The organism is Leuconostoc holzapfelii, assembly GCF_012396485.1.
In the GTDB taxonomy this organism is placed as follows: Bacteria; Bacillota; Bacilli; order Lactobacillales; family Lactobacillaceae; genus Leuconostoc; species Leuconostoc holzapfelii.
Window position 1 is genome coordinate 39,205 of record NZ_JAAXPO010000001.1, and the last position, 22,527, is coordinate 61,731.

Genomic DNA, 22,527 nt, shown 5'->3' on the forward strand with positions numbered 1-22,527 from the left:
CGCGCAACCACGCACTGTCTTGCACAACAGCGACCTCCAAGGTGTCACCAATCACGTTGTTGTTTTGCTTCCATCACCCGCAAAATTTCTAAAGGTCCAAACTGTGATTTTTCCAATTCATCGGCTTTAATATATACCCTAATCATAGCGGGTCACTGCTTTAAAGTCAAGCAGTTATTCACCCATTAAAGCCGCAATTTTTTCAAGCGTCACATCCGCTGTGCTGTTAAAATTCAAATCGGCTGCGGACAAAACAGTTGGCTCACCAATTCCCAATGACGTCGCCCCAGCAGCGTTGATGGCTTCAATGCCAGAGGTTGAATCTTCCAGGCCAATGGTTTGTTCTGGTGGCAAGGCTAGAATTTCCGCTGCACGAACAAAGATTTCTGGATCTGGCTTGCCTTTGGCCAAAGTGGCTGGATCAACAATCCCCACAAAATAATCCGTCAAACCGAGGTGTTCAAGAATGAGCGGCGCATTTTTTGAAGCCGAAGCAATCGCCAACTGATACCCCGCTGTCTTAGCCTCAGTAATAAAGGCCTTCATCCCCGGTAAAATATCTGCTTGGGTCAGCGTGGCAATCAGCGTTTGGTAGTTCCGGTTCTTTTCATCAGCTAAGTCCGCCTTTTCTGCGTCACTATAAACATCCCCTTGGCCGCTGGCCTCTAAAATCAGTTGGAGGGAATCCATCCGGCTAATGCCTTTCAACCCTTCCGCTAATTCATCGGTCCAGGGTGTGCCGACTTTGTCCGCCACTTGTCGCCAAGCTTGGCCGTGGAATTTTGCTGTGTCAGCAATCACGCCGTCTAGGTCAAAAAGGAAACCCTTTATTTCTGAAAAATTAGTCATGTTTTGACTCCTTTAAATTAAATCATAAGTCACTTGATAGGTTTTCTTGACATTGGCTGGCAATACAATATCCCCAAAGCCCGCCTGATTAATCGCATCTGGTAGGGTTTGCATTTCCACCGCAATAGCTGTCATCTGATCACTATCCATGGCTGGATTGGTCGTAAAGACCACCACCCCGTTACGATCTGAATCAATCGCCAGCGTCACCCCAGTCTTTGGCGATCGCAAGACCACGGCTGGCCCTTGCCGGTCATCAGCCAGACGCCAAGCATCATCAAACCGCGCATCACCAATTGGTTTTAAGTCTTCAAGGTCGAATTTAGTCCCTTTATTGGCCGCTAAGACCCCAGTTGGCAGCTTCGCCTTATCTACCACCACATGCTCCCGCGCCACAATCTGTAACTCGTGCTGACTCGCATCTTGCTGGCGTCCATCAAAGTTAAAATAAACATGCGTCATCGGATTAAACAAGGTCGTTGCGGTTGATTCCCCACCAAACGTCACGGTCAAACGATCCGCGTCATCCAATGTGTACGTCACCTCTGCCTGCAATTCGCCAGGAAATTCCGTCACAAATGTGTGGGTGAAATGTACGGCAGCTTGGTGCGCGTCTTGCGTCACTGATGCCTGCCAATTCACCCGATCAAACCCATTAATGCCGGAGTGCAAACTATTTGGGCCATCGTTTGGGGTTAAGGTAAATGATGTCCCATCAAGCTGATACGCCACTTTTGATAATCGGCCACCAACCGGTCCAATCGTGTGCCCAACATGGAAGGGTTGCCCGACGTAATCCGACAACTGGTCAAAATTGACTAATAATTCATGCGTTTGCCCAGCCTTGGTCACGCGAAATGATTGCCAAGTTGCCCCATAAGTCAAGGCTGTTACCGCCGTTTGCTTATCATTGACTAACGTGTACGCTGTCACTTGTTGACCATCTGGTAAATGGCCAAACACCTGCTCTTTTACTTGCACCACCCTTGCCTCCTATCAAATCTGTGTCGACAACGTTACTTGTCAGACTTTGACAATGTGACTTCTTCGCCTGACAGGTTAATTGTCAACGGTTCACCGCTAATAAGTTGGACATTGGCCCCAGCTTGATCAACTGAGACTTCCAAGACATGCCCACGGAAGACCAAACGGAAGCTGTACTTGTCCCACTTCTTTGGCAAGAATGGCTTCAAGTGCAATTGGCCATCACGAACACGCATACCAGCAAAGCCTTGCACAATGGCTAACCATGAGCCGGTCATCGCTGTGATATGCAGACCATCGTCTGTATCATTGTTATAGTTATCCAAATCCAAACGTGCCGCGCGTTCATACATTTCAACGGCCTTCTCTGACATTTCAAGATCAGCGGCCAAAATGGCGTGAACGGATGGTGACAATGATGATTCATGGACAGTCAATGGTTCGTAGAATTCAAAGTTTTGACGCTTTTCATCTGCTGTAAAGGCATCTGGGAAGTAGAACATCGTATGCAAAGTGTCTGATTGCTTAATGTATGGTGAACGCAGGATGCGATCCCATGACCAGTTTTGGTTAATTGGGCGGATAGCTTGTGGCATATCTGCAATTGGTGTCAAATCCTTATCCAAGAACGTATCGTGCTGTTCAAAGATATGGTAATCCTTGCCCTTAAGCGTAATATCTGCTTCTGGCAAATACATCTTATCCACAATGTCTTGCCACTTCTCAAGCTCATCAGCTGATACATTCAAACGTGCTTTTTGTTCATCTGCAATGTCATCATAGTTTGCCAAAGCATACTGCAAGACCCACTTGGCCATCCAGTTCGTATAGAAGTTGTTGTTGACGTTGTTTTCGTATTCGTTAGGGCCCGTGACACCATGAATCATGTATTGGCCGTGACGTACTGAATAATGGACACGATCGGCCCAGAAACGTGCAATGTTGTACAAAACTTGCGCCCCATCACCTGTCAACCATGACCGGTCGCCAGTAATGTTGGTGTAGTTATAAATCGCATAAGCAATCGTTGAATTCCGGTGAATTTCTTCAAAGGTAATTTCCCATTCGTTGTGTGATTCAATCCCATCAAAGGTCACCATTGGGTACAAAGCACCATCGAGACCTTGCTCCTTGGCGTTATGGAAGGCACCGTCGAGTTGATCAAAACGGTATTGCAACAATGAACGGGTCACTTCAGGTTCAGCAACCCCGAGGTAAACTGGGATGGCAAACGCTTCTGTATCCCAGTACGTTGCCCCACCATACTTTTCACCTGTGAAGCCCTTTGGTCCAATGTTCAAGCGTGGGTCGTTTCCGTAGTAAGTTGAGAACAATTGGAAAAGATTGAAACGAATGCCTTGTTGGGCAGCATCATCCCCATCAATTTGGACATCCGCCTTTTCCCAACGGTTAGCCCATTCTTGGGTATGTGCGGTATACAAATCGTCATAGCTTTGGTCAGCGATTGTATGGGTGATGTCTGCACCCGCAGCGACCACGGCAGCCAAATCGGCGTAATCACGTGATGTTGTCACCACTACCCGCTTTTCAAATGTGACTTCACCAGCGGCTGGCACCGTCAAGTCAAAGTGATCCGTGACTTCAGTGGCTGTGTGTGTCGCCGTTTGGTTGTCACCACCAACAAAGCTTTGACGCGCTACGACAGTAAATTGTGGTACGCCAAATGGATTTTCAACTGTTTGTGTGGCAATAAATGAGGTATCACCGTCATGACCAGCTGACAACACTTGCCAGAACTTTTCGTCATAGTTTGAATCTTCGTTCACGACATCTGCATCAATGCTTGCATCAAAGCGCACTTGATGGGCTTGACCATCCGCTGAGGCAAACGTGTAATGCAAAACAGCCAATTCCTTTTGTGCGACTGAGATCAAACGTGTCACTGTCACCTTAACTCCAAATACCGTAAAGGTCCGGTTTAAGACACCCTTTTGCATATCAAGTGACAATTCAAAGTCTTGGACATCATTCTTGGCCAAATCCACTTGTTGGTCATCGATATAGAAATCCGCCTTGACAAAGTTCAAAGCATTAATCGCCTTACCAAAGTAGTGTGGATAACCATTCTTCCACCAACCAACACGTGTTTTGTCGGGGAACCAGACACCACCGATATAAATACCTTGGTGCGTATCACCAGAATAGACTTCTTCAAACATGCCACGCATGCCCATATATTCATTACCCAAACTCGTCATGGATTCCTGGAGCCGCTTGTCTTGCGGATTCAAGTCGTGGGTTGTGACTGTCCAAGGATTAATTTCAAAAATTCTTTTCATTTCTATTGACCTCTTTTATGATTAGTCTGCTTGATTGACTGGATTACTGTGGATTTCTTGAATGAAACCGACGCTAAGAGCACCTAAGAACATCAAGACCCCTGATACCAAAATCATCGCTGGGAAGTTTGATCCTAGAGCTGGGAAGAGCGCGAAGCTGGCCAATGACGCCACGATTTGTGGTAAGCAGATTGAGCCGTTAAACAAGCCCAAGTAAGTCCCCATGTGATCTCCTGGTAAGGCATTGGTCACCATGATAAATGGATAAGCCATCATACCAGCCCATGAAATACCAATGAGAATAAATGAACCAATTAACAGATATTGTGAGTGGACAAAGAATACTGACGCAAAACCGATGGCGCCTAAGAAGAGTGACAAAGCATACCCTAGCTTATTTCGCGTTGCTGGAATCTTTGACAAAACAAGTGACCACACGACGGCTGCGACGGCATAAACGGCTGACATAATCCCAAACCAGTTACCCCCGTTTTGGTAGCCGGCAGTTGTGGGATCGGTCGCGTGGAAAACATTGTCTGCCACGGCCCCAGTACCATAAGTCCATAGATATTGGAAGGCCATCCAGCAGAAGAATTGCGTCACAGTGACCATCCAGAACGTCTTTGGCGCGCGCTTTAGCAAAGCAAAGAAGTTGCCATTGCCATTTTCTGATGTATTCAAAGCGTAGCCATGATACAACGCATAGGTTTTGTCATCATATTCTTTCACATTAAACACAGCAATGAGTGAAAAGACAACCAAAATGATCGCTCCCACATAGAATGAAATAATCACCGACGCGGGCACTTCCCCTTTAGGGGCCGTGTTAGCAACACCAATCGCTGTTAAGAGGAATGGGAAAATTGTTGCAAGCACAGAACCTGTATTTGAGAGGAAGCTCTGAATCGAGTAAGCATACGACTTCTGGTCTTCATTGACCATGTCACCAACCACCATTTTAAACGGTTGCATCGCCACGTTAGAACTCAAATCCATGAATAAAATGGTAATGGCACCAAACCATAGACCGGCCGTTGTTGAGAAACCAAAACTGCCTGAGTTTGGCAATAAGAACATCACGACAACTGAGACTAATGCCCCAACTAAGAGGTAAGGCATGCGGCGCCCAAAGTGCTTGGTCCAAGTACGGTCTGAGAAGTAGCCTACAATTGGCTGAACAAAAAGTCCGGCAAGTGGTGGTAGGATAAAGAAGAAACCTAATTTTGTGGGGTCTGCCCCAAGTGTCTGAAAGATACGTCCCATTTGTGAACTTTGCAATGAGAACGCCATCTGTACGCCTAAGAAACCAAAACTCAACATCCAAATCGTGCTTAATGGCAGATTTGGTAGGCCTTGGCCTTTTTGCTTGTTAACCATAATCGTCTCCTTTGATTAAATACTTCATATTGTAAGCGTTTACAATTATTAGTATAAAACAGGGATTATGGAAATGAAACCGCTTTCGGCGTGTTAACGGTAACATGTTTTTTTAATGGCGCGTCGTATCTCGAATGATAACATCTGGCGCCAAACGTTGCATCCCCAATTCACCGTTGTGCAATTGCACAAACAAATTGTCCACCAGTGCGTGAGCGATTTGCGCAAAAGGTTGTCGGATGGTTGTCAACTGTGGCGATGTAATTTGATCAATAAACACCCCATCAAACCCAACGACACCATATTTTTCAGGGATGCCGTTTTGCCGGTTTAGCGCACGCACGACACCTAGCGCGATACGATCTGTCGCACAGACCACGCCGGTATTGGCTGGCAGATGCGTTTGCAAGTTAAAAATAAGCTGTTCTGCAGCGCGTGAATGATTGTCAACGGTATACACCCGCGATACCTTGTGATTGGCCGCCATGGTGTCTAAATAGCCACGTTCGCGTTCTTGTGCAAAAGGGAGATCAACCGTCAGGCCCACATAAATAATTTTGTCATAACCGGCCCGAATCAAGTGCTGTGTGGCCAGTGCGGTTCCTTGCCGGTTATCGACATCAACAAACGGCATATCATAATCTAGCGGTGACTCGCCATATAACACCACTGGGACAGATAACGCTTCTAAAGCGGGCAAATCGTCAGCCCGCCACCCACTGACGATCACCCCATCAATTCGCTTGTTGGCTTTGATGTGTGTACTAATCTCTAACGTATACCCTCTTTGATTTAATAAATCAGCGATTTGTAGGAGTAAAATAGCGTAGTTGGGTTCCACAGTCACCACATCTTCTAGCACCAAGAATTCGATCACATAATTTTGATGATTGACCAATGCTTGGGCCATGCGATTCGGTTGATAACCGACGGCATCAATCGCAGACAAAACCGCTGCTTTGACCTCTTCAGATACTTTTTCCGGGTGATTGATGACGCGGCTGACGGTCATCTTTGAAACATGTGCCCGATGGGCAACATCTGCCAAATTTACCATGGTGACTCCTTTGTCGTTTGAATTATTTTTATTTTACCACGCGCACGACAGACCGCTCTATATTTCATCATGAGAATAAGGTATACTATTAAGGACAAAAGGATGGAAAATATGGGACGTTATCAAATTGATTTTAAGCAAAAACAGGCCAACGCGAAGTACAAGTCAAGCCAACAAACACAATTGACAAAAGCAGAAAAACTCGCTGCCATCAAGGCCAAAGTCGCACAAAAAAAAGCAAGTCATCTTAATTAAGATGACTTGCTTTTTTAGGCTTTAATCCATTTGAAACGCGCGCTATCATCAACACTTTCTTTGGCAACACCAGGAGTTTCAATTGAGCCAAATGGCATTTGTGCACGTAAACGCCAAGTTGCAGGAATTGCAAATGCTTCGGCAACCGGTGCATCAATCAACGGGTTATAATGTTGCAAAGATGCCCCTAACCCAATCTCTGTCAAGGCTAGCCAAGTTGCATATTCTGCAATACCATGGCCTTGTTCTGACCAATCATAGAAATTGTCAGCATATAAAGGCACCGTTTCTTCAAATTCAGTGACCACTGCAGTGTCAGTATAAAAGAGCACCGTACCAAAACCAGCCTGAAAGGCTTGATTAATCTTGGCAAGCGTTTTTTCGTAAGCTGCCGCATCAGGCACTTCTTGTTGCAAACGTTGGGCCGTAATCGCCCATAATTTCTCATGGGCAGCGCCCGTAAGCAAGACAACGCGCACCGATTGGTTGTTAAACGCAGTTGGTGCTTGCTTCACCGCTAATTTGATTAAATCAAACAATGCTGTGGGTGTTTGAGAGACGTTGCGCCCTAACGCATAGACTGAGTGACGCTGTGCTTGTAAGTCCGTAAAATTCATCAATTATCTGATCTAGTATGGCCATTTCACCATACTATCTCCTTTCCTTTGGGTTCAACAGGTGATAATTTTATCATACCAACTTACTTTTGATAAGTAAATACCTAAAAACTTATAAGACTAATTGATAAGCCCAACGCACATTCCGGTCTTCGCCTTCATGAATGTGCACGTTGCCCCGCTTTTGAAAACCATTCCCTGTAATCACGGCTTGCATTGCGAGATTTTCTGGGTGCGTATCAATTCTAAAATCGCGTTGATTTTGTTCGTAAAAGTGTGAAAGGATTGCTGTCATGAAACGTTGGGCAAGTTTTTGACCACGGAATTGATTTGACATGGCAAAACGGTGTAAGGCAACATAACTCTTATCATCATTTAACCATTGACCAGCTTCAATCACCCCATACACTGGGTCTTCTCCGACAATGACTGCCGCATAGCCGGCGACTTGATGATCCACAACTAACACATAACCTTGTCTTAAATCTAAATCTGTGGCAATGGTATCTTGATTCGGATACCCCATTTGCCATTGGTTAAGGCCTTGTTGCTTCAAATACTCTCGTCCACTGTCGATGATTGCTTTGATGTCTAGCAAATCATCTGCTTGCGCTTGGCGCATGTATACTGCTGGCATATTTCCAAAGTATTCAGGGAATATTTTTTAACCCTCACGTTTATTCAACTCCATGGTCTGACTCATTCACGTCGTCATTGATTGCCCGAATACGTTTCCTCCATTTTGGTAGTTCTTTCCAAATTAACACAGCCATTTTGCCATAAAAATGACAAAACAGCTGAGTTAATCATTTAATTCTACCATGATAACCAGCAAAAAAAAACAAATTTATTCACGTATTACACGGCTATTCGCGTATTTGCAACGTAATTTTTTAACCGTGACATGGCCTCCTCTAGCACTGGCATGGCAGCAGCATAGCTGATGCGAATGTACCCTTCCCCGCCCGGTCCAAAGCCAGAGCCAGCCACGACTGCCAATTGTTCCCGTGCCACCAAATCATAGGCAAAGGCCACATCGTCTTGCGTCAAATCCGCAGGAATTTTTGCGAAAATGTAAAAGGCGCCGTTGGGACGAACCATTTCAAACCCTAACGCAGTTAATTCAGTGACTAAAAAGTCACGTCGCGTTTGATACGCGGCTTTCATTGCCTGTGTGTCAATTAAACTTCGGTCACAGTTAAAGGCTTCGGTTGCCGCCGCCATGGCTGGATTTGAAGGCGTCATGATGACAAATCCATGGACTTTATTAATTTGTGCAATTAGCGCCGCTGGCCCGGCAAGAATGCCAATCCGATAACCAGTCATGGCGTGTGATTTTGACACCCCGTTGACCACAATCGTTTGTTCTGGCAAATAAGTGGCCATTGATGCATGAGCCCCGTCATATTGTAATTCAGAATAGATTTCATCTGAAATCACTAAGATAGCCGTCTCTTTCAGCACCGCTGCCAAGGCCTTTAATTCATCAGGGGTATAAGTGGCCCCTGTGGGATTTGAAGGATTCGTTAAAATCATGGCTTTCACTTGTTTATGCGTCGCTAGGATGGCACGTAACCGGTCCGGTGTTAACAGAAACGCCTCTTCGGATACATCAACAAACAGTGGCTGCCCGCCGTTTAAGCGTGTCATTTCCGCATACACCGGATAAGCTGGTGTCGGAATTAATACCTCGTCACCTGGATTTAAAACGGCTGACAAGAGCGTATATAACCCTTCAGTTGCGCCGACTGTCGTCAAAATTTCAGTCTCTGGCTGGAAATCTAAGGCATAACGGGTCAGTAAAAACTGGTGGGCTGCTTGGCGCAAAGCCAGCGAGCCAGCCGAGACAGAATAATGCGAGTCGTCCGCTGCAATTGCCGCAACGGCAGCGGCTTTGATGTGTTCTGGCACAGCAAAGTCAGGTTCCCCAATCGTCAATTTCAAGATATTTGGGACGTCACTCACTGCTTCACTAAATGTATGAATTGGACTGGGTGCCACCTGTTGTAACCGATCAGAAAAAATCCCCATCATCGCATCATTTGTTTCAACCATATTTTGCCTCTTTTCTTCAATACCAAACATTGCTAATCATTCTACCAATATCGTACGAGAAAACGAGCCTTACCACGCAAAAATAAAAAAGCAAAATCTATGCATAGTGCACAAATTTTGCTTGATTATGACTTGATTCGCTTGCCCCAATATTGGAAGTAATCCACTCGCAAGGCCCCGTTATAGAGCTTACGACGCTTCGTCGCCTTCTCACCGTAAGCTTCCTCGAACGCTAAATCACTCGTCAAAATATACTTGCTCCAAGTTGGCAATTGCCGATAAACAGCGCCCATTTGCGCATAAAGTTCACGCGCCGCATCCAACTCACCCAAACGTTCTCCGTAAGGTGGGTTAGCAACGATGACCCCATTTTGTTTCTCTGTCGTCCAATCTTTGGCAGCTAATTGTTTAAAGACAATGTCTTGCCCTAAGCCGGCATGTTTCGCATTTTCAATCGCAATTTGAACCATGTTTTCATCAATATCAAACCCTTGAATATCTAGTTTGCGGTCATAGTCCGCTTGGGATTCTGCTGCATCGCGCACAGCATCAGACAAAGACTTATCAAACCAATCCATTTGTTCAATATCAAAATCACGAATCAACCCAGGGGCAATGTTGCGCCCAATTAACGCAGCTTCAATTGCCAAAGTGCCCGACCCTGTGGTTGGATCGACAAATGGACGATCTGGATGCCAATTTGTCAACAACACCAAGGCTGCCGCAAAGTTTTCCTTCAAGGGTGCGCCACCTTTATTGACACGATAGCCACGTTTAAACAATGATGGCCCAGTCGTATCCAAAGTCACAATCACATGATCTTTTTCAATCATCACTTCAAGTTGGGCAAAATAACCGTTTTCAGGCAAACGTGTCCGAATATGATACGCGTCTTGTAAGCGATTGACAATGGCTTTTTTCGTAATGGCCTGGACATCAGGCACACTAAATAATTCTGATTTTTTTGATCGACCCGCGACTGGAAATTCTGAATCATAGTTCAAGTAGTCTTCCCAGGGGAGTGCTTTGACCCCTTCAAATAAGGCATCAAATGTGGTGGCTTCAAATTCACCCACGATAATTTTCACACGATCCGCTGTGCGCAACCAAATATTGGCATTTAAAATATCGCGCGCCGTACCGTCAAAACGCACCCGATAATTTTCTACTTGCGCATCATAACCCAGACGATCCAGTTCTTTCCCCACTAACGCTTCAAGCCCTGCAGCAGCAGTTGCCATTAAATGATATGTTTTTTCCATTTGTTTTCCTTTATACTGATTATGTCACACAAGTGACGGAGGTAGAGCGTTCCCCATGAAATTTATTGATTTAACCGAATTAACCCATTATATGTCACCAAAAAGTCGGCTGTTTTGGCAAAGTGAAGCCGACATTGTCCCTGTTGCCAATGTTAAATTTGCTACAACCAGCCCAAATTTGGTGCTTGTGCCCGGTGACAAAGCTATGACCCTGTCCCAACTGACCACTCGTCTTCAAGACATGAGTCCTGAAACGCAACTGTTTTCACCTGATGCGCAACCCATATTTGGCTTTCACCTGCAATTAACAACGGCGGAACCAGAAATCATCTTAAAATAAATTATCGTAGGTGTAAGTGACGCCGCGTCTTTTTTGCTTGGCAATTTGCGCTTGGGTCGCCGTTTTTACATTGTCGCGTTGCCAATTGACCAAAATCGTCTCAATATAGCGCAAGCTGCGGGCGTTATTGGCCACGGCTTCCTGAATGGCTAGTAGCATCAAGTCCGGTTCGAAATGGTCTTGATCAAACCAATGACTAATGGTTTGCATCTCCATGGGCGTCAGCGGACGACCAAACTCTGTTTCAATCGTTTGAAAAATTTCACGCCGAGCTGATTTGCCATCGGACATGATAGGCTGCGCACTAACTTGCTGTCCTGCAATTAATTTAGTAATCATGGGCGTGAAATCATACGTTTCGACTTGTTTTGTCGTCGCAGCAATCACCATCAAATCACGAGCAATCAAACTTTTGAGCCGTGTTACCACGACTGTTTCCGTTACATGCAAACATTGTGCAAGCACTTTAGGCGTGGCAGCATCCCCTTGGCTTTGAATCCGCGTCACTTGAAGATAAAGGGCCAAATCATCGTTATCTAACCCAATTTCTTGATAATGCAGCAAAAGATCGTTGCTAATCGCCGTGTGTCCTGCTTGAATATATTGTTGTAAACGTTGCGCTAATGCCATACCAGTTCCCTTTTACAAATACCGTTATAAAAACGTCCAAGTTAATCTTGGACGTTTTTATCATGCCTTTAGTCTATCATGTTTTACCCCCGACTGCTGGAAAAACATGTCAAACGCCAGTGTTATGGTCGGATACGGTTGGTCATACGTGGGAACGGAATGGCCTCACGAATGTGTTCTTCACCCGTCACAAACGTTACCATACGTTCCAAACCAAGGCCAAAGCCAGAATGTGGCACTGAGCCATACTTGCGCAAATCCAAATACCAATTGTATTCGTCAAGATCCAAGCCTTGTTCTGCAATACGCATCTTCAAATACTCATAATCGGTATCACGTTCTGAACCGCCAATAATTTCACCATAACCTTCTGGTGCCAATAAGTCGGCAGAAATCACGACATCATCACGCGTCGCATGACGCTTCATGTAAAAGGCTTTAATCGCCTTAGGGAAGTTCACAATAAAGACGGGCTTTGCGAAATGGTTGGCCAAGAATGTTTCTTCAGGAGAACCAAAGTCAACACCCCATTCAATGTCAAACCCATTGTCTTGCAACAACTTGACTGCATCATCATAACTGATACGTGGATAAGGTAGTTGCGTATAAGATGCGAGCAAAGCCTTATCACGTTCAAGAATATCGAGTTCTTGGTCGTTTTTCTCCAAAACTTTTGAAATCAAAAATGAAATGTAGCGTTCTTGCAGTTCAAGACTCTCTTCTTGATGCATAAAGGCCATTTCTGGTTCAACCATCCAAAATTCCGTCAAATGACGACGTGTCTTAGACTTTTCTGCCCGGAAAGTTGGGCCGAAAGTAAAGACCTTTCCAAACGCCATGGCGCCTGCTTCGGCATACAATTGTCCCGTTTGTGACAAGTATGCTGATTCGCCAAAGTAATCCGTTTCAAATAATTCCGTTGTCCCTTCTGGCGCCGAACCAGTCAAAAGTGGCGAATCCAACTTTGTAAAGCCTTCGTTGTTAAAGAATTCATAAGTGGCCGCAATCAACGTATTGCGAATCTTCAATGTCGCAAATGGCTTCAAATGGCGGAGATACAAGTGGCGTTCATCGAACAAAAAGTCTGTTCCGTGTTCTTTTGGTGTGATGGGATAATCTTGGCTATCACCAATGATTTCAATATCTGAGACAGCCATTTCATAACCAAAAGATGAGCGGGTATCTTCGTGAATTTCACCCGTCACGTAAAGACTCGTTTCTTGTTTCAAACCCTTTGCCAACTCAAACAATGCTTCTGAAACATCAGCCTTGGCAACCACCGCTTGGAAAAAAGCTGTCCCGTCGCGCAGTTGCAAAAAGGCCAACTTGCCAGAGCCACGCTTTTGGCGTAACCAAGCACCAATCTTGACCGTTTGGCCAACATAGTTCTTAGCATCAATAATTTGAATTGTGGGAATATCTTGTGACATGATCATATGCATGTGACTTAAAATGCGCCACATGCTTCTCCTATATTTTAATTAAATGTATTGTTGAAAAAATGCCGTCAGCCGGCGAACAGCTTCGTCCAAAACTGCTTGATCTTTGGCATAACCCATACGCAAGTAACCTGGCATCCCAAATCCTTCACCAGAAGGCATGGCCACCCGTGCCTCTTTGAGTAACTTCATGGATAACTCACTGGTATTGGCAACCCCTGCGGCAGCTAAGACTTGTGGCGCAACCTTTGGAAATAGGTAAAAAGCGCCTTCGGGTTTGACGGCCACCTCAAGCCCCGGCACCGTATTTAAGGCCTCAAATGTGGCATTCAACCGTTGCTCAAAGGCTTGGCGCATCACCTCAACGGATGATTGATCCCCCGTCAACGCTGCAATGGCAGCGTATTGCGCCACAGCGGTTGGATTGGAGGTCATGTGATCCAACAGTTTATTCATGGCTGTAATAATTTCTGAGCTGGCCAACGTCCAGCCAATCCGCCAACCGGTCATGGCGTAGGCTTTAGAGACCCCGTCAACGATAATCATTCGACTATTTTCAAGTGTTTGTAGTTGCAACCCAGAAGTAAATGTTGCCCCATTATAAACGAGCTGGCCGTAGATTTCATCTAAAATCACGTAAGTTTCATGGGCAGCTGCCCAGTCCAAAATAGCCTGCAACTCGTCACGTGTATAAACCTGTCCCGTCGGATTCGTTGGTGAATTGACAATAATCACTTTCACTGGCGTTGTCAATGCTGCCAAATCAGCAACCGTCAACTTCAAAGCAGCGTTGCTTGGGACAATTGTTTTTAATTGCCCTTCAGCGAGCTTAATTTGTTCAACGTAGCTGACCCATAGTGGGGCCGCAGCAACGACCACATCACCCGGATTCAAGAGCACTTGCATCAAGGCATAGAGTGATAATTTGGCACCCGTCGTCACCGTCACGTTATTCAAGCCAAGCGTGGCTTTGTAACGTTGCGCCATTAAATCAACAATCGCTTGCTTTAGCGCATTCAAGCCACTTGTTGGTGTATAAAAACTCGTTTGATGGGCTTGAATCGCTGCAATCGCTGCTTGTGCGATGTGTTCTGGTGTTTGGAAATCTGATTCCCCCACGCCAAGATTAATCACGTCAATGCCTTGCGCTTGCATTTCCTTGGCTAATCGACTCATTGCCAGTGTGGCAGCAGCTTCAACAGACTGCGCTCTTTCCGAAATCATTTCCCTCTCCTCATGGTTGTTACAGGCCATTAATGACCCGATAAGGTTGTCCAGTTTTAAAATCAAGTGTGAGATAATTTAATGCATTATCTTGCCCCTTATAACACACTTCCCAAACCAACGTTTTTTTGTACTCACTAATGTTAGCTGAATAAATTTTCTTCGGTTTGTACGTTTTAAGCAAAAGCTTACCGAGCTGAGCATTGGTCATCCCGTCACTGCGCGAATAGGCTTTCACTTGATTGCTATGGCCATGCACAATCGCCACTTTTTCTCGGCCGCTTGATGTCGTCCCAGTGATGGCATATGTGGTACTTTGCCGATTATCCACACTGATTTGCTGGACGGTAGCAATGTCTGTTTTCGCTTTCACTAACCGTTGCAGGCGATCTTCATCGTGGCGCATCGGGCTTAAAGAGATATAAAAATAACCCAGTGTTAACGCAGCAACGACAATGCCCACACCAGCCGCAATAAACCAAATCCGAGCCCAATGCACGCGTGATCGGCGTTGACGCTGGCGGATTCGAATATCATCTTTAAATTGCATCATTTTTGTTTCGTCCTCCAACGCATAGCTAAATTAATTATATCAAAAATCTGCTAACAATTGGTTATACTGGGCAATCAAATTATTTTTCACATCAAAATGTGGTGTCATCACCAATTGAGACTTAAAGCGATGGCGTTGCATGGCATTTAATTGCGTAATTAACAAGGCTTGGCGGTGGCGTTGCATCTCAGTTAACACCAATGCCAATCGCGAAACTGGTTGCCAAACATCACGCTCGGGCACCATCACGACACGTGGCAGCTCCTGATCGCGTAGCCACATGGTGGCCATGATTTTTGGGGTCACAAGTAAAATGTTTTGTTGTTCGGCATGGCGCTGACGTTGAATTTTTTCTAACGAACCAGTCACCCCTTCTGCGACAAGCCCATATTCTGTGGTTAGGACATGTTTCAACTTCTGATACCAATGATTCACCCGGTCGACATCTGGTAAAATCACCATAATTTCGCCAACTGCTTGTTGTGTCAAAGCTTGTAAATGGCTCACAGGTGACGTCTTCCCCATTTGCACCACGGTGACTGGTGAGTTATCAAAATGAATAAAGTCGCGTTCGGCTGTCATTTGGGTTGGCACGTCGCGTAGAAAGCCACTAACTTGATGATCTAAATACTCACTCACAACCAACAACTTGTCTAACTGAGGTAAAAAGTTCGTCTGATAACTCGTTTGTACTGGGACAAAGAAGTGTTTGACCGTTTGTTTTTGGCCGTTATCTTCAACGACTATCGTTTTAACCGTCACCTCTGGTTGGTGTTGTAGACGATTAATTTGCATGAGTTGGGCTGGTAGCGTTTCCCAAAATGCTGGCAGTGTGCCATACCCAATTTGAAGAACGGTTGTTAACCGCTGACAGATTAACAACAACCGCTCAACCCGTTTGAGTTGCGCTGGTAGTTGATCGGTTTGGAGCGTTTGCTTAATGAGTTTTAAGGCCTCGGCGACACTTTGTTTGATAAACAAGCGTTGCTTATGGGTGAGTCCTGCAATTTCTTGATGCATCAGCCCTTTCAAACTATTTTGCATGGCGGTCAGATTAATTTCTGCAGCATAATAAGCTGATAATTCATTGACAAACGCACTGGGTGTTTCCATCACAACTGCTGGCCAAGCCGATAACTGACGCGCAGCAAGCAAGTCACGCGATTGGTTGAAGTACGTGGCAAAATTCATAATTAACACGTCAGCGGCGTTGACTAAATGCTGCGCGCGTTGATAAAATCGGCCAGTGTCATCACTTCTAATGTCATCAATTAACGTGAGATGGGCTGCCCCCACCTGAATTTCATGCAACAAACCGGTTTGTGTCTGCGTGAGCCAAACTAATAAGCGTGCTTTGAAAAACTGCGTGGGCGTTGCCGTGTCTACTTGTTGTAAGACGCGATTAAATTTTGCGACATCAATATAATCAGTTGGTTGATATAAAATCGCTGCCTGCTGTTGGACATCCAGTAACTTAGCAATTTTTTCAACCAATTGTTGCTGCTGATGTTGCAAACTCTCATCGTTTGTGAGCAAGACCATCGGCCGGGCATGAACGTCAAAACTTAACGGCAACAAATAGCCCAATGTTTTCCCAATTTTTGGGGCCGTCAATAACGTTAAGACACCGTTCGTTTTTTTCGTCATGAACGCATGAATGCGATTCATTAACTCATTTTGCGCCGTGTTGGGCGTCAACCAATGCTCAAATTGTTGCATTTTCTCTTGGGCAGTCTTCGGATAGGCTGGCAAATGGGTTGGCTTTGGATGATTCACCAGTTCGGGCTTGGTGATTGCGACTTGCGAGACAATTTCCAAGTCGTCTCGCTGACCTTTTGGTTTAACCGCACGTAAAAAATCTTGCGTCTGTCGCAGTAGTGGCCATTGACCGAACTGTAATTGTTGTAAGACCACGACAGGCAACTGTTCCGCTTTTTGCCATAGTTTTAAAAACAATAATGCCGTTGCGTGCGCATCAGCATTCGCGCGATGCGCGTTATTCAACGTAATGTTCAGATAAGTCGTTAAATCTAGTAAGCGATACCCTGGCGCTGTGGGCAGTAAAATTTGGGCCAACTGCACGGTATCAATTGCCGGATTATCTAAGGCCGGAAACCCTGTCCGTGTCAATTCATCATTTAGGTAAGGATAATCAAAGTTGATATTATGTGCAATTAACACGGTATCTTGCAACATGCTTTTTAACACAGGGGCAATTTCTTCAAAATAAGGCGCATCACGCACATCTTTTTCTGAAATATGGGTCAATTGTTGAATATTGCGCTCAATGGCCTGGCCCGGATTAACAAACGATTCAAAATGATCAATGATGCGACGATTTTTGATAAAGGTCATCCCGATTTGGATGATCCGGCCACCCTTAGCAACACTTTGGCCCGTTGTTTCTAAATCAACAACCACAAACGTTTTATTGGCGTTCATAAAAACACCTTTCTTTTAATTTATTGGCGAATAGCGTTGTTAACTTCACCCTAATGTGCTGACATTACAACAAACTTAACAACGCAATTCTTCTATCATTTTACACTATTTGGGAAAGTGCGGTACAATAGGAGAGGAAATTTGGAGAAAAATCATGATTAGTCAAATGCTTGGTGTTGGCATTGCCCACGCCAAAATTATTTTAGTCGGCGAACATGCAGTCGTATACAACCAACCAGCCATCGCCATTCCCCTCACCAATCTCATGGTCACCACAACGATTCGGCCAGCTTTTCGCGGCCAAACGATTGAAAGCAACACCTTTCACGGTGACCTCGATGAATTGGGCGCCAATGTCGAGGGTTTGCGACAATTGATATTAAAATTACTACAACATCTTAAGCTATCAGATGCATCGTTTAATTTAGAAATTGAAACCAACATCCCCCAAGAACGTGGTTTTGGCGCTTCAGCCGCCTTTGCAACATCCATTACAAAGGCCTTTTTTGATTATGTGAACGCGTCCTTGACACCCGCATTGCTCAAGCATTTTACGGACTTAGCCGAGAGTATTTCTCATGGCTCTGCTTCTGGCTTGGATGCCGCGACCGTGAGTTCAGATGATCCGATTTGGTTTGTCAAAAATGATACCTTGACCCCTTTTAAAATGGCTTTAACCGGCACATTGGTGGTTGCAGATACTGGGATTCATGGGCAAACGATGCACGCTGTTAATATTGTTAAAACCAATCTCACGGATGATTATGACCTGACCTGGCAGAAAATTGTCCATTTAGGCCAAATCGCTGAAAAAGTGCGGACAGACTTGACGGACAATCACCCCGAACACGTCGGCTTGCTTTTCACCGCTGCCCATCACGAATTGCAATCTTTAGGTATTTCCCACCCCAAGTTGGATAACCTAGTCAATGCTGCGTTACATGCTGGGGCGCTTGGTGCCAAACTCACTGGCGCTGGCATTGGCGGGGCCATGTTTGCTTTGGCGAGAAACAACGATGAAGCCATTACAATTGCCAGTGCATTAACCAAAGCTGGCGCACAAAATACTTGGATTCAACCATTATAAAAACCTAGCCCATGGGCTAGGTTTTTATGTTTACTTTTTAGTCCCGCCGGCATCCCCGTTGGCGCCTTCTTCAACCCCTGGGTTCCACCAGTTAACATGCGCATTGGTATTTTGCACGCGTAAATTAAACAGTCGGATCAACTTTTGTGGCGCCGCCTGCCACGTCTCATGCTTTTTTAAGACTGCATGCGTCACAATGCGATATTGGGTTGATGGAAACAAACAACTGATAATCGTGAGACTGGGTTGGTCGGTTGGATTTAAGACGTTCACATCGGTCTTATCCACCGTGGTCTGACCTGTAATTTCATACTCGTACAAGCCAGTTGCATTGGCTAAAATAACCGATTTGCCCGTTAACCAAGATGACCCTTTTAAACGCCCATTTTTCAGATACGGCGCATTGCGATTATTACTTTCTTGTAACGCACTAAATCCGGTTTTCCCATCATTAAAATTGTGCCCCGCCAGACCATAATTCCCTTGGCCCATGACGGGTTTTTGCTGGCCTAAGGGATCAACACCGGAGCGATTGGCATAATCAGCCCCAGCATCGAGCCCCTGATTGGTGTAGGCATCATTATAAATTGGGAGTAATATATAACGACTGGGAATGGCAACAAACCCTTGTTTTTCCAACCCTTTTTGCGCTTGTCTCATGACCATTTGGGCGATTTTTTGACGAGAAGTTTTGTCGCGATCGGCTTGTTGATTGTGGCGCCGTTGACTTTGCGCTTGCACCAAATTGAGGGTGTTATCTTTCAAATGCCCCATATTTTTTTGGTAGGCATAATCAACACCCACGGCGACCAAAGCTGCCACACAGGCCCACAGCAATGCACGCTGAAACCATTGCCGAAATTTTTTGTACCGATAATGACAGCCCCATTGCCCTAAAAACACCGCAACCAAAACAAAAGCAAAAATGCCGCCTTCAAAAAAGAGTGGTTGAAGTTGCCAAGGAAAAATTTGTGTCAGTGTCAGGCTCATGTGCGACTGTCCTCAATCGTAAGTTAATGAATAAATAATTTCAACAAAAGCATCAATGAGCCCCCAATCACACCGATGGCCATCAAAAGGGCAAACAAAAACTCTAATATTTTGGTTTGCTTATGCCCCTTTTTCTCATCAGTCGGTTCATACCGTGCCTCTTTTAAGCGTTGATTAATTTGGCTTTGAATGGGATCTTTTGCACTCATGCCACCGGCCCCGTTGCCATATGCGCTAACAAGGCGCGATAATCTGCTGGTGAACTTTGACCGGCAGCAGCATGCTGCGCATTAAGCATGTCCGCCAGATATTCGGGCTCATCACACAAGCGGTGTAGCGTGTCAATCAACTGTTCAGGCTGCGCTTCATCAAATGTTAACGCATCGAGGGTGAAATGTGGGTTGTGTTTGGTTTGTTCGAATGCCATAATCACAGCATTGTCAAGGTATGCTTGGCGAATTGCCGACATCACCTCATTACTGCCATTAATATCCAAGTATAACACACTCTGTTTGAACAATTTTTCCACCCGTTGGAACGTCACGTTGGGATAGAGTGACACATTTTTATAATCGCCAAGACTCATCAATTTTGTCGACATTTCGGTGAACGCCGCAACGTTAAAGTGGACATTTGGCGTTGCCGCCACGATCTCTGCGACATGCGCAATTTGGTCCGTGTTCGTCAAGATAAACGCTTCATTTTTCTTGTTTCGGTGCTTAACGATTGGATAATTATAGCCAATGTAGTCAATAGCAATTTGTTGTTGCAACTGTTGAATATTATCGCGTTCAAAATCCGTCTTATTTTGGAACACAATATTTTTAGTTCGGCCATTTTGTGCAATGAGGGTGGTCATATTACCTGGAATTTCACCGCTTTCTGGTAACGTTTCTTGCCAAAATAGGATATCTCGGCCCGGCTGATCGAGTTGATAGGACACGAGAAATGGTGTCGCTAATGAATTATAAATTAACCCATCGATTGTGCCAAATTCGTGGGTCAAAAATTCTGTCACGAAATCAATTCGCGACTTGAAAAAGTAAATTTTGTCCTCACGGTTTAAAATAATATTGCTCGTCACATAATTTTCGACAATCACTTCATGGTCGTCAGCATCATAATAAGATGTCATCACAGGTTGATGATTCGCATTATAGTTCGTCTGCGCATAACGCCACCCTGACTGATTGTAATGATCCACACTGCGCACGCCACCATCTAATCCAAGCCACTCTACCCGTTGCACGATGCGCTGGTTTTGCTTAGTATCTTCATAAATGATATTCGCCCGCTTATAGCTTTCATCATAGACTGCCGCCTGCGTTGCATCGCCACGAATTTCCCAAAAATCAGGCACCTCGAGTTGATCAAAATACAAAGGTTCCCCCTGCCTTTGTGCCATTTTTGTGTAATAACCAAAAGGCGAAATCACATCTTCAGGTAAAAAGCCTTCATCATTGATGACAATCGTTGGGAGATCATAACCAGCTTGTTTTAACGAATAGTGTAAATCTCTGGTACGTTGTTCGTAAGTATCAAATAAATTAATCATGTGTGACCTCCGCTAATGCTTTGCGCCAAGTTGCTTGCACAGCTGAATTCAAATACTTCTCTGCAAGCTGATAAGAGGCTTGTGAGAATGCCGTCAAATCAGGTTGTTCTAGTAGCTTAATGATTGCTTGAGCCAACCCGTCTGTATAATCTTCGATGGCCTGGGCCTCGTTATAAGCAACTAAATAGCCGTTTTTGTCTGGCAGGATAAAGTTTTGATTCCCATATGGCACATCAAACCCAATGATAGGCAAGCCAGAACCTACGGCCTCCATCAAAGTTAAACCAAAACCTTCACTCGTCGAAGCTGAAATGTAAGCCGCGTAATTTTCATAAATTGCCGTCATGTCAGCATGCCCTTTTAACTGGATGTAGTCTTCCGCATGATTATCTGAGATTACCTGGCGAATTTTATCCCCTTCTGCGCCGTTACCATAAATATCAAACGTCACGTCAGGAATCACTTGTTGTACTTTAACGACCGCTTTTGCCAACCAATCCACGTGCTTTTCTGGTGCTAATCGGGAAGCTGTCAAGAGGCTGTGATGCCGTCTTGGCTTTTCAGGCTGGCGCAGTGCTGCTAGATTACCCACGGGAATTTCGACCACTTTGGGCTTTTGTCCAAGGTATTTTTTAAAGTGTCGATCCAAAACTTTCTTTTGCGCTGCCGTTGCTGTGATAAAGAAATCAACGTGGCTGGCTTGTGTAAATTGATATTCATAAAAATTATTCCAAAGAATATGATGCTGATTTGTATAGTTTTCACTGAAGTGCTCAGCATGAACCACCACGCCAAGCTTGGCTTGCCCTTTATTTTTGAACACGGTTGACCCAACCCCTGTTTCACGATCCAAAATAATGACATCATGGCGCGTTAAACCAAGCGATTGTAACAAATAAGCGACCAATTCCGTATGGTGATATAAAATGCGATCCTTAAAGCGATACATGACTTGATCGCCATCAATTAATTCTTCATAGGCCACCGAACCGTCGTTGTTAAAGTAGTGTCGTTCGTAAAGATAGGCTCGGTCATCTCTTGGGGCATAGTATTCTGAGAACAAACGCGTCGTCGTAAAGAAATCTTTACGAATCAACTTGCCTTTAGAAACAAACTCAGCCCGTTCAATCACCTCTTTATTTTTCGTACCAAAATACCCGGTGACCATTTCTTCAGCGGCGTCAAAGTAGTACCGAACAAAGTTGTCCGTACGTTCGACACGGTCAAAATCATGCGCAAAAGTCTGCTCTAAATCATCCGTGCGATAGGTCGTTGGCGCAATTTTAATATCCGTAAAGTATTGATACAACCAAATCACATCTTCATCTCGAAAACCAAGATTGTGAGTTAAATGCTCAATATTGTCACTGGAAATAAAATCTAAAAAGATAAATTTAGCAGGTTGTTGCATCTGCTGAAAAATTTTTGAGCGATACAGTTGCGCATATTCCACACCACTATTTGCCCAACCAATGCCTAAGTTAATGTTATATACTGTCATAAAAATCTCC

General features: G+C 44.8%; 21 protein-coding genes. 3 read left to right on the top strand and 18 right to left on the bottom strand.

Annotated elements, in window-relative coordinates:
- Positions 1-174 precede the first annotated feature (174 nt).
- From pgmB to HF966_RS00235, 5 genes are all read right to left on the bottom strand, one after another.
- Complete coding sequence (pgmB, locus tag HF966_RS00215; protein ID WP_168675659.1) at positions 175-849, bottom strand: beta-phosphoglucomutase; 675 nt, start codon at positions 847-849, stop codon at positions 175-177.
- 12 nt (positions 850-861) lie between these two features.
- Positions 862-1,830, bottom strand: coding sequence for an aldose epimerase family protein (locus HF966_RS00220; RefSeq protein WP_168675660.1), 969 nt, complete (start codon positions 1,828-1,830; stop codon positions 862-864).
- A gap of 35 nt (positions 1,831-1,865) precedes the next feature.
- On the bottom strand, positions 1,866-4,133 hold the full coding sequence (locus tag HF966_RS00225; RefSeq protein ID WP_168675661.1) for a glycoside hydrolase family 65 protein: 2,268 nt from the start codon (positions 4,131-4,133) through the stop codon (positions 1,866-1,868).
- Positions 4,134-4,154: 21 nt separating this feature from the next.
- Positions 4,155-5,510 (bottom strand): SLC45 family MFS transporter, encoded by a 1,356-nt coding sequence (locus tag HF966_RS00230; protein WP_168675662.1) that lies wholly within the window; start codon positions 5,508-5,510, stop codon positions 4,155-4,157.
- A 112-nt stretch (positions 5,511-5,622) separates the two neighbouring features.
- Positions 5,623-6,567, bottom strand: coding sequence for a LacI family DNA-binding transcriptional regulator (locus HF966_RS00235; protein WP_168675663.1), 945 nt, complete (start codon positions 6,565-6,567; stop codon positions 5,623-5,625).
- Between the two features lie 111 nt (positions 6,568-6,678).
- On the opposite strand from HF966_RS00235, the gene HF966_RS00240 reads away from it, so the two are divergent.
- A complete protein-coding gene (locus tag HF966_RS00240) occupies positions 6,679-6,822 on the top strand; it encodes a hypothetical protein (RefSeq protein WP_168675664.1) in 144 nt (47 codons plus the stop codon).
- Between the two features lie 14 nt (positions 6,823-6,836).
- Here HF966_RS00240 and HF966_RS00245 read toward each other — a convergent pair whose 3' ends face one another.
- From HF966_RS00245 to HF966_RS00260, 4 genes are all read right to left on the bottom strand, one after another.
- Entirely contained in the window at positions 6,837-7,439 is a 603-nt protein-coding gene (locus tag HF966_RS00245) for a nitroreductase family protein (protein ID WP_168675665.1), read from the bottom strand.
- Positions 7,440-7,551: 112 nt separating this feature from the next.
- Positions 7,552-8,076 (bottom strand): GNAT family N-acetyltransferase, encoded by a 525-nt coding sequence (locus tag HF966_RS00250; protein WP_168675666.1) that lies wholly within the window; start codon positions 8,074-8,076, stop codon positions 7,552-7,554.
- Positions 8,077-8,297: 221 nt separating this feature from the next.
- Positions 8,298-9,494, bottom strand: coding sequence for an aminotransferase class I/II-fold pyridoxal phosphate-dependent enzyme (locus HF966_RS00255; protein ID WP_168675667.1), 1,197 nt, complete (start codon positions 9,492-9,494; stop codon positions 8,298-8,300).
- 125 nt (positions 9,495-9,619) lie between these two features.
- Positions 9,620-10,756 carry a THUMP domain-containing class I SAM-dependent RNA methyltransferase gene (locus HF966_RS00260; protein WP_168675668.1) on the bottom strand — a complete coding sequence of 379 codons (1,137 nt, stop codon included), beginning with the start codon at positions 10,754-10,756 and terminating at the stop codon, positions 9,620-9,622.
- A 55-nt stretch (positions 10,757-10,811) separates the two neighbouring features.
- On the opposite strand from HF966_RS00260, the gene HF966_RS00265 reads away from it, so the two are divergent.
- Positions 10,812-11,096 (top strand): hypothetical protein, encoded by a 285-nt coding sequence (locus HF966_RS00265; RefSeq protein ID WP_168675669.1) that lies wholly within the window; start codon positions 10,812-10,814, stop codon positions 11,094-11,096.
- On the opposite strand, the gene HF966_RS00270 is transcribed toward HF966_RS00265, so the two are convergent.
- From HF966_RS00270 to HF966_RS00290, 5 genes are all read right to left on the bottom strand, one after another.
- Positions 11,088-11,726 (bottom strand): DnaD domain-containing protein, encoded by a 639-nt coding sequence (locus HF966_RS00270; protein WP_168675670.1) that lies wholly within the window; start codon positions 11,724-11,726, stop codon positions 11,088-11,090. The two genes, HF966_RS00265 and HF966_RS00270, sit on opposite strands and share 9 nt — an antisense overlap.
- Before the next feature lie 122 nt (positions 11,727-11,848).
- Complete coding sequence (gene asnS, locus HF966_RS00275) at positions 11,849-13,156, bottom strand: asparagine--tRNA ligase (protein WP_168675671.1); 1,308 nt, start codon at positions 13,154-13,156, stop codon at positions 11,849-11,851.
- 51 nt (positions 13,157-13,207) lie between these two features.
- Positions 13,208-14,389, bottom strand: coding sequence for a pyridoxal phosphate-dependent aminotransferase (locus tag HF966_RS00280; protein ID WP_168675672.1), 1,182 nt, complete (start codon positions 14,387-14,389; stop codon positions 13,208-13,210).
- Positions 14,390-14,408: 19 nt separating this feature from the next.
- A complete protein-coding gene (locus HF966_RS00285) occupies positions 14,409-14,942 on the bottom strand; it encodes a cell wall elongation regulator TseB-like domain-containing protein (RefSeq protein WP_168675673.1) in 534 nt (177 codons plus the stop codon).
- Positions 14,943-14,981: 39 nt separating this feature from the next.
- Entirely contained in the window at positions 14,982-17,384 is a 2,403-nt protein-coding gene (locus HF966_RS00290) for an exonuclease domain-containing protein (protein WP_168675674.1), read from the bottom strand.
- A 154-nt stretch (positions 17,385-17,538) separates the two neighbouring features.
- Here HF966_RS00290 and mvk point away from each other — a divergent pair, with 154 nt between their 5' ends.
- Positions 17,539-18,471 carry a mevalonate kinase gene (gene mvk / locus HF966_RS00295; protein WP_168675675.1) on the top strand — a complete coding sequence of 311 codons (933 nt, stop codon included), beginning with the start codon at positions 17,539-17,541 and terminating at the stop codon, positions 18,469-18,471.
- A gap of 30 nt (positions 18,472-18,501) precedes the next feature.
- Here the strand turns inward: mvk and HF966_RS00300 are convergent, their stop codons facing one another.
- The 4 genes from HF966_RS00300 to gtfA are packed head-to-tail and all read right to left on the bottom strand — an operon-like array spanning position 18,502 to position 22,517.
- Complete coding sequence (locus HF966_RS00300; RefSeq protein WP_168675676.1) at positions 18,502-19,461, bottom strand: class A sortase; 960 nt, start codon at positions 19,459-19,461, stop codon at positions 18,502-18,504.
- A 23-nt stretch (positions 19,462-19,484) separates the two neighbouring features.
- Complete coding sequence (locus HF966_RS00305) at positions 19,485-19,670, bottom strand: hypothetical protein (protein ID WP_168675677.1); 186 nt, start codon at positions 19,668-19,670, stop codon at positions 19,485-19,487.
- Entirely contained in the window at positions 19,667-21,016 is a 1,350-nt protein-coding gene (gene gtfB / locus HF966_RS00310; protein WP_168675678.1) for an accessory Sec system glycosylation chaperone GtfB, read from the bottom strand. Before gtfB ends, HF966_RS00305 begins: the two co-directional genes overlap by 4 nt.
- A complete protein-coding gene (gtfA, locus tag HF966_RS00315; RefSeq protein WP_168675679.1) occupies positions 21,009-22,517 on the bottom strand; it encodes an accessory Sec system glycosyltransferase GtfA in 1,509 nt (502 codons plus the stop codon). Before gtfA ends, gtfB begins: the two co-directional genes overlap by 8 nt.
- Positions 22,518-22,527 lie beyond the last annotated feature (10 nt).

Excerpts from the sequence above, each read along its gene's own strand:
- pgmB (WP_168675659.1), bottom strand. The coding sequence starts at position 849 with ATGACTAATTTTTCAGAAATAAAGGGTTTCCTTTTTGACCTAGACGGC.
- HF966_RS00225 (WP_168675661.1), bottom strand. The coding sequence starts at position 4,133 with ATGAAAAGAATTTTTGAAATTAATCCTTGGACAGTCACAACCCACGAC.
- HF966_RS00230 (WP_168675662.1), bottom strand. The coding sequence starts at position 5,510 with ATGGTTAACAAGCAAAAAGGCCAAGGCCTACCAAATCTGCCATTAAGC.
- HF966_RS00235 (WP_168675663.1), bottom strand. The coding sequence starts at position 6,567 with ATGGTAAATTTGGCAGATGTTGCCCATCGGGCACATGTTTCAAAGATG.
- HF966_RS00240 (WP_168675664.1), top strand. The coding sequence starts at position 6,679 with ATGGGACGTTATCAAATTGATTTTAAGCAAAAACAGGCCAACGCGAAG.
- HF966_RS00245 (WP_168675665.1), bottom strand. The coding sequence starts at position 7,439 with ATGAATTTTACGGACTTACAAGCACAGCGTCACTCAGTCTATGCGTTA.
- HF966_RS00250 (WP_168675666.1), bottom strand. The coding sequence starts at position 8,076 with ATGCCAGCAGTATACATGCGCCAAGCGCAAGCAGATGATTTGCTAGAC.
- HF966_RS00255 (WP_168675667.1), bottom strand. The coding sequence starts at position 9,494 with ATGGTTGAAACAAATGATGCGATGATGGGGATTTTTTCTGATCGGTTA.
- HF966_RS00260 (WP_168675668.1), bottom strand. The coding sequence starts at position 10,756 with ATGGAAAAAACATATCATTTAATGGCAACTGCTGCTGCAGGGCTTGAA.
- HF966_RS00265 (WP_168675669.1), top strand. The coding sequence starts at position 10,812 with ATGAAATTTATTGATTTAACCGAATTAACCCATTATATGTCACCAAAA.
- HF966_RS00270 (WP_168675670.1), bottom strand. The coding sequence starts at position 11,726 with ATGGCATTAGCGCAACGTTTACAACAATATATTCAAGCAGGACACACG.
- asnS (WP_168675671.1), bottom strand. The coding sequence starts at position 13,156 with ATGTCACAAGATATTCCCACAATTCAAATTATTGATGCTAAGAACTAT.
- HF966_RS00280 (WP_168675672.1), bottom strand. The coding sequence starts at position 14,389 with ATGATTTCGGAAAGAGCGCAGTCTGTTGAAGCTGCTGCCACACTGGCA.
- HF966_RS00285 (WP_168675673.1), bottom strand. The coding sequence starts at position 14,942 with ATGATGCAATTTAAAGATGATATTCGAATCCGCCAGCGTCAACGCCGA.
- HF966_RS00290 (WP_168675674.1), bottom strand. The coding sequence starts at position 17,384 with ATGAACGCCAATAAAACGTTTGTGGTTGTTGATTTAGAAACAACGGGC.
- mvk (WP_168675675.1), top strand. The coding sequence starts at position 17,539 with ATGATTAGTCAAATGCTTGGTGTTGGCATTGCCCACGCCAAAATTATT.
- HF966_RS00300 (WP_168675676.1), bottom strand. The coding sequence starts at position 19,461 with ATGAGCCTGACACTGACACAAATTTTTCCTTGGCAACTTCAACCACTC.
- HF966_RS00305 (WP_168675677.1), bottom strand. The coding sequence starts at position 19,670 with ATGAGTGCAAAAGATCCCATTCAAAGCCAAATTAATCAACGCTTAAAA.
- gtfB (WP_168675678.1), bottom strand. The coding sequence starts at position 21,016 with ATGATTAATTTATTTGATACTTACGAACAACGTACCAGAGATTTACAC.
- gtfA (WP_168675679.1), bottom strand. The coding sequence starts at position 22,517 with ATGACAGTATATAACATTAACTTAGGCATTGGTTGGGCAAATAGTGGT.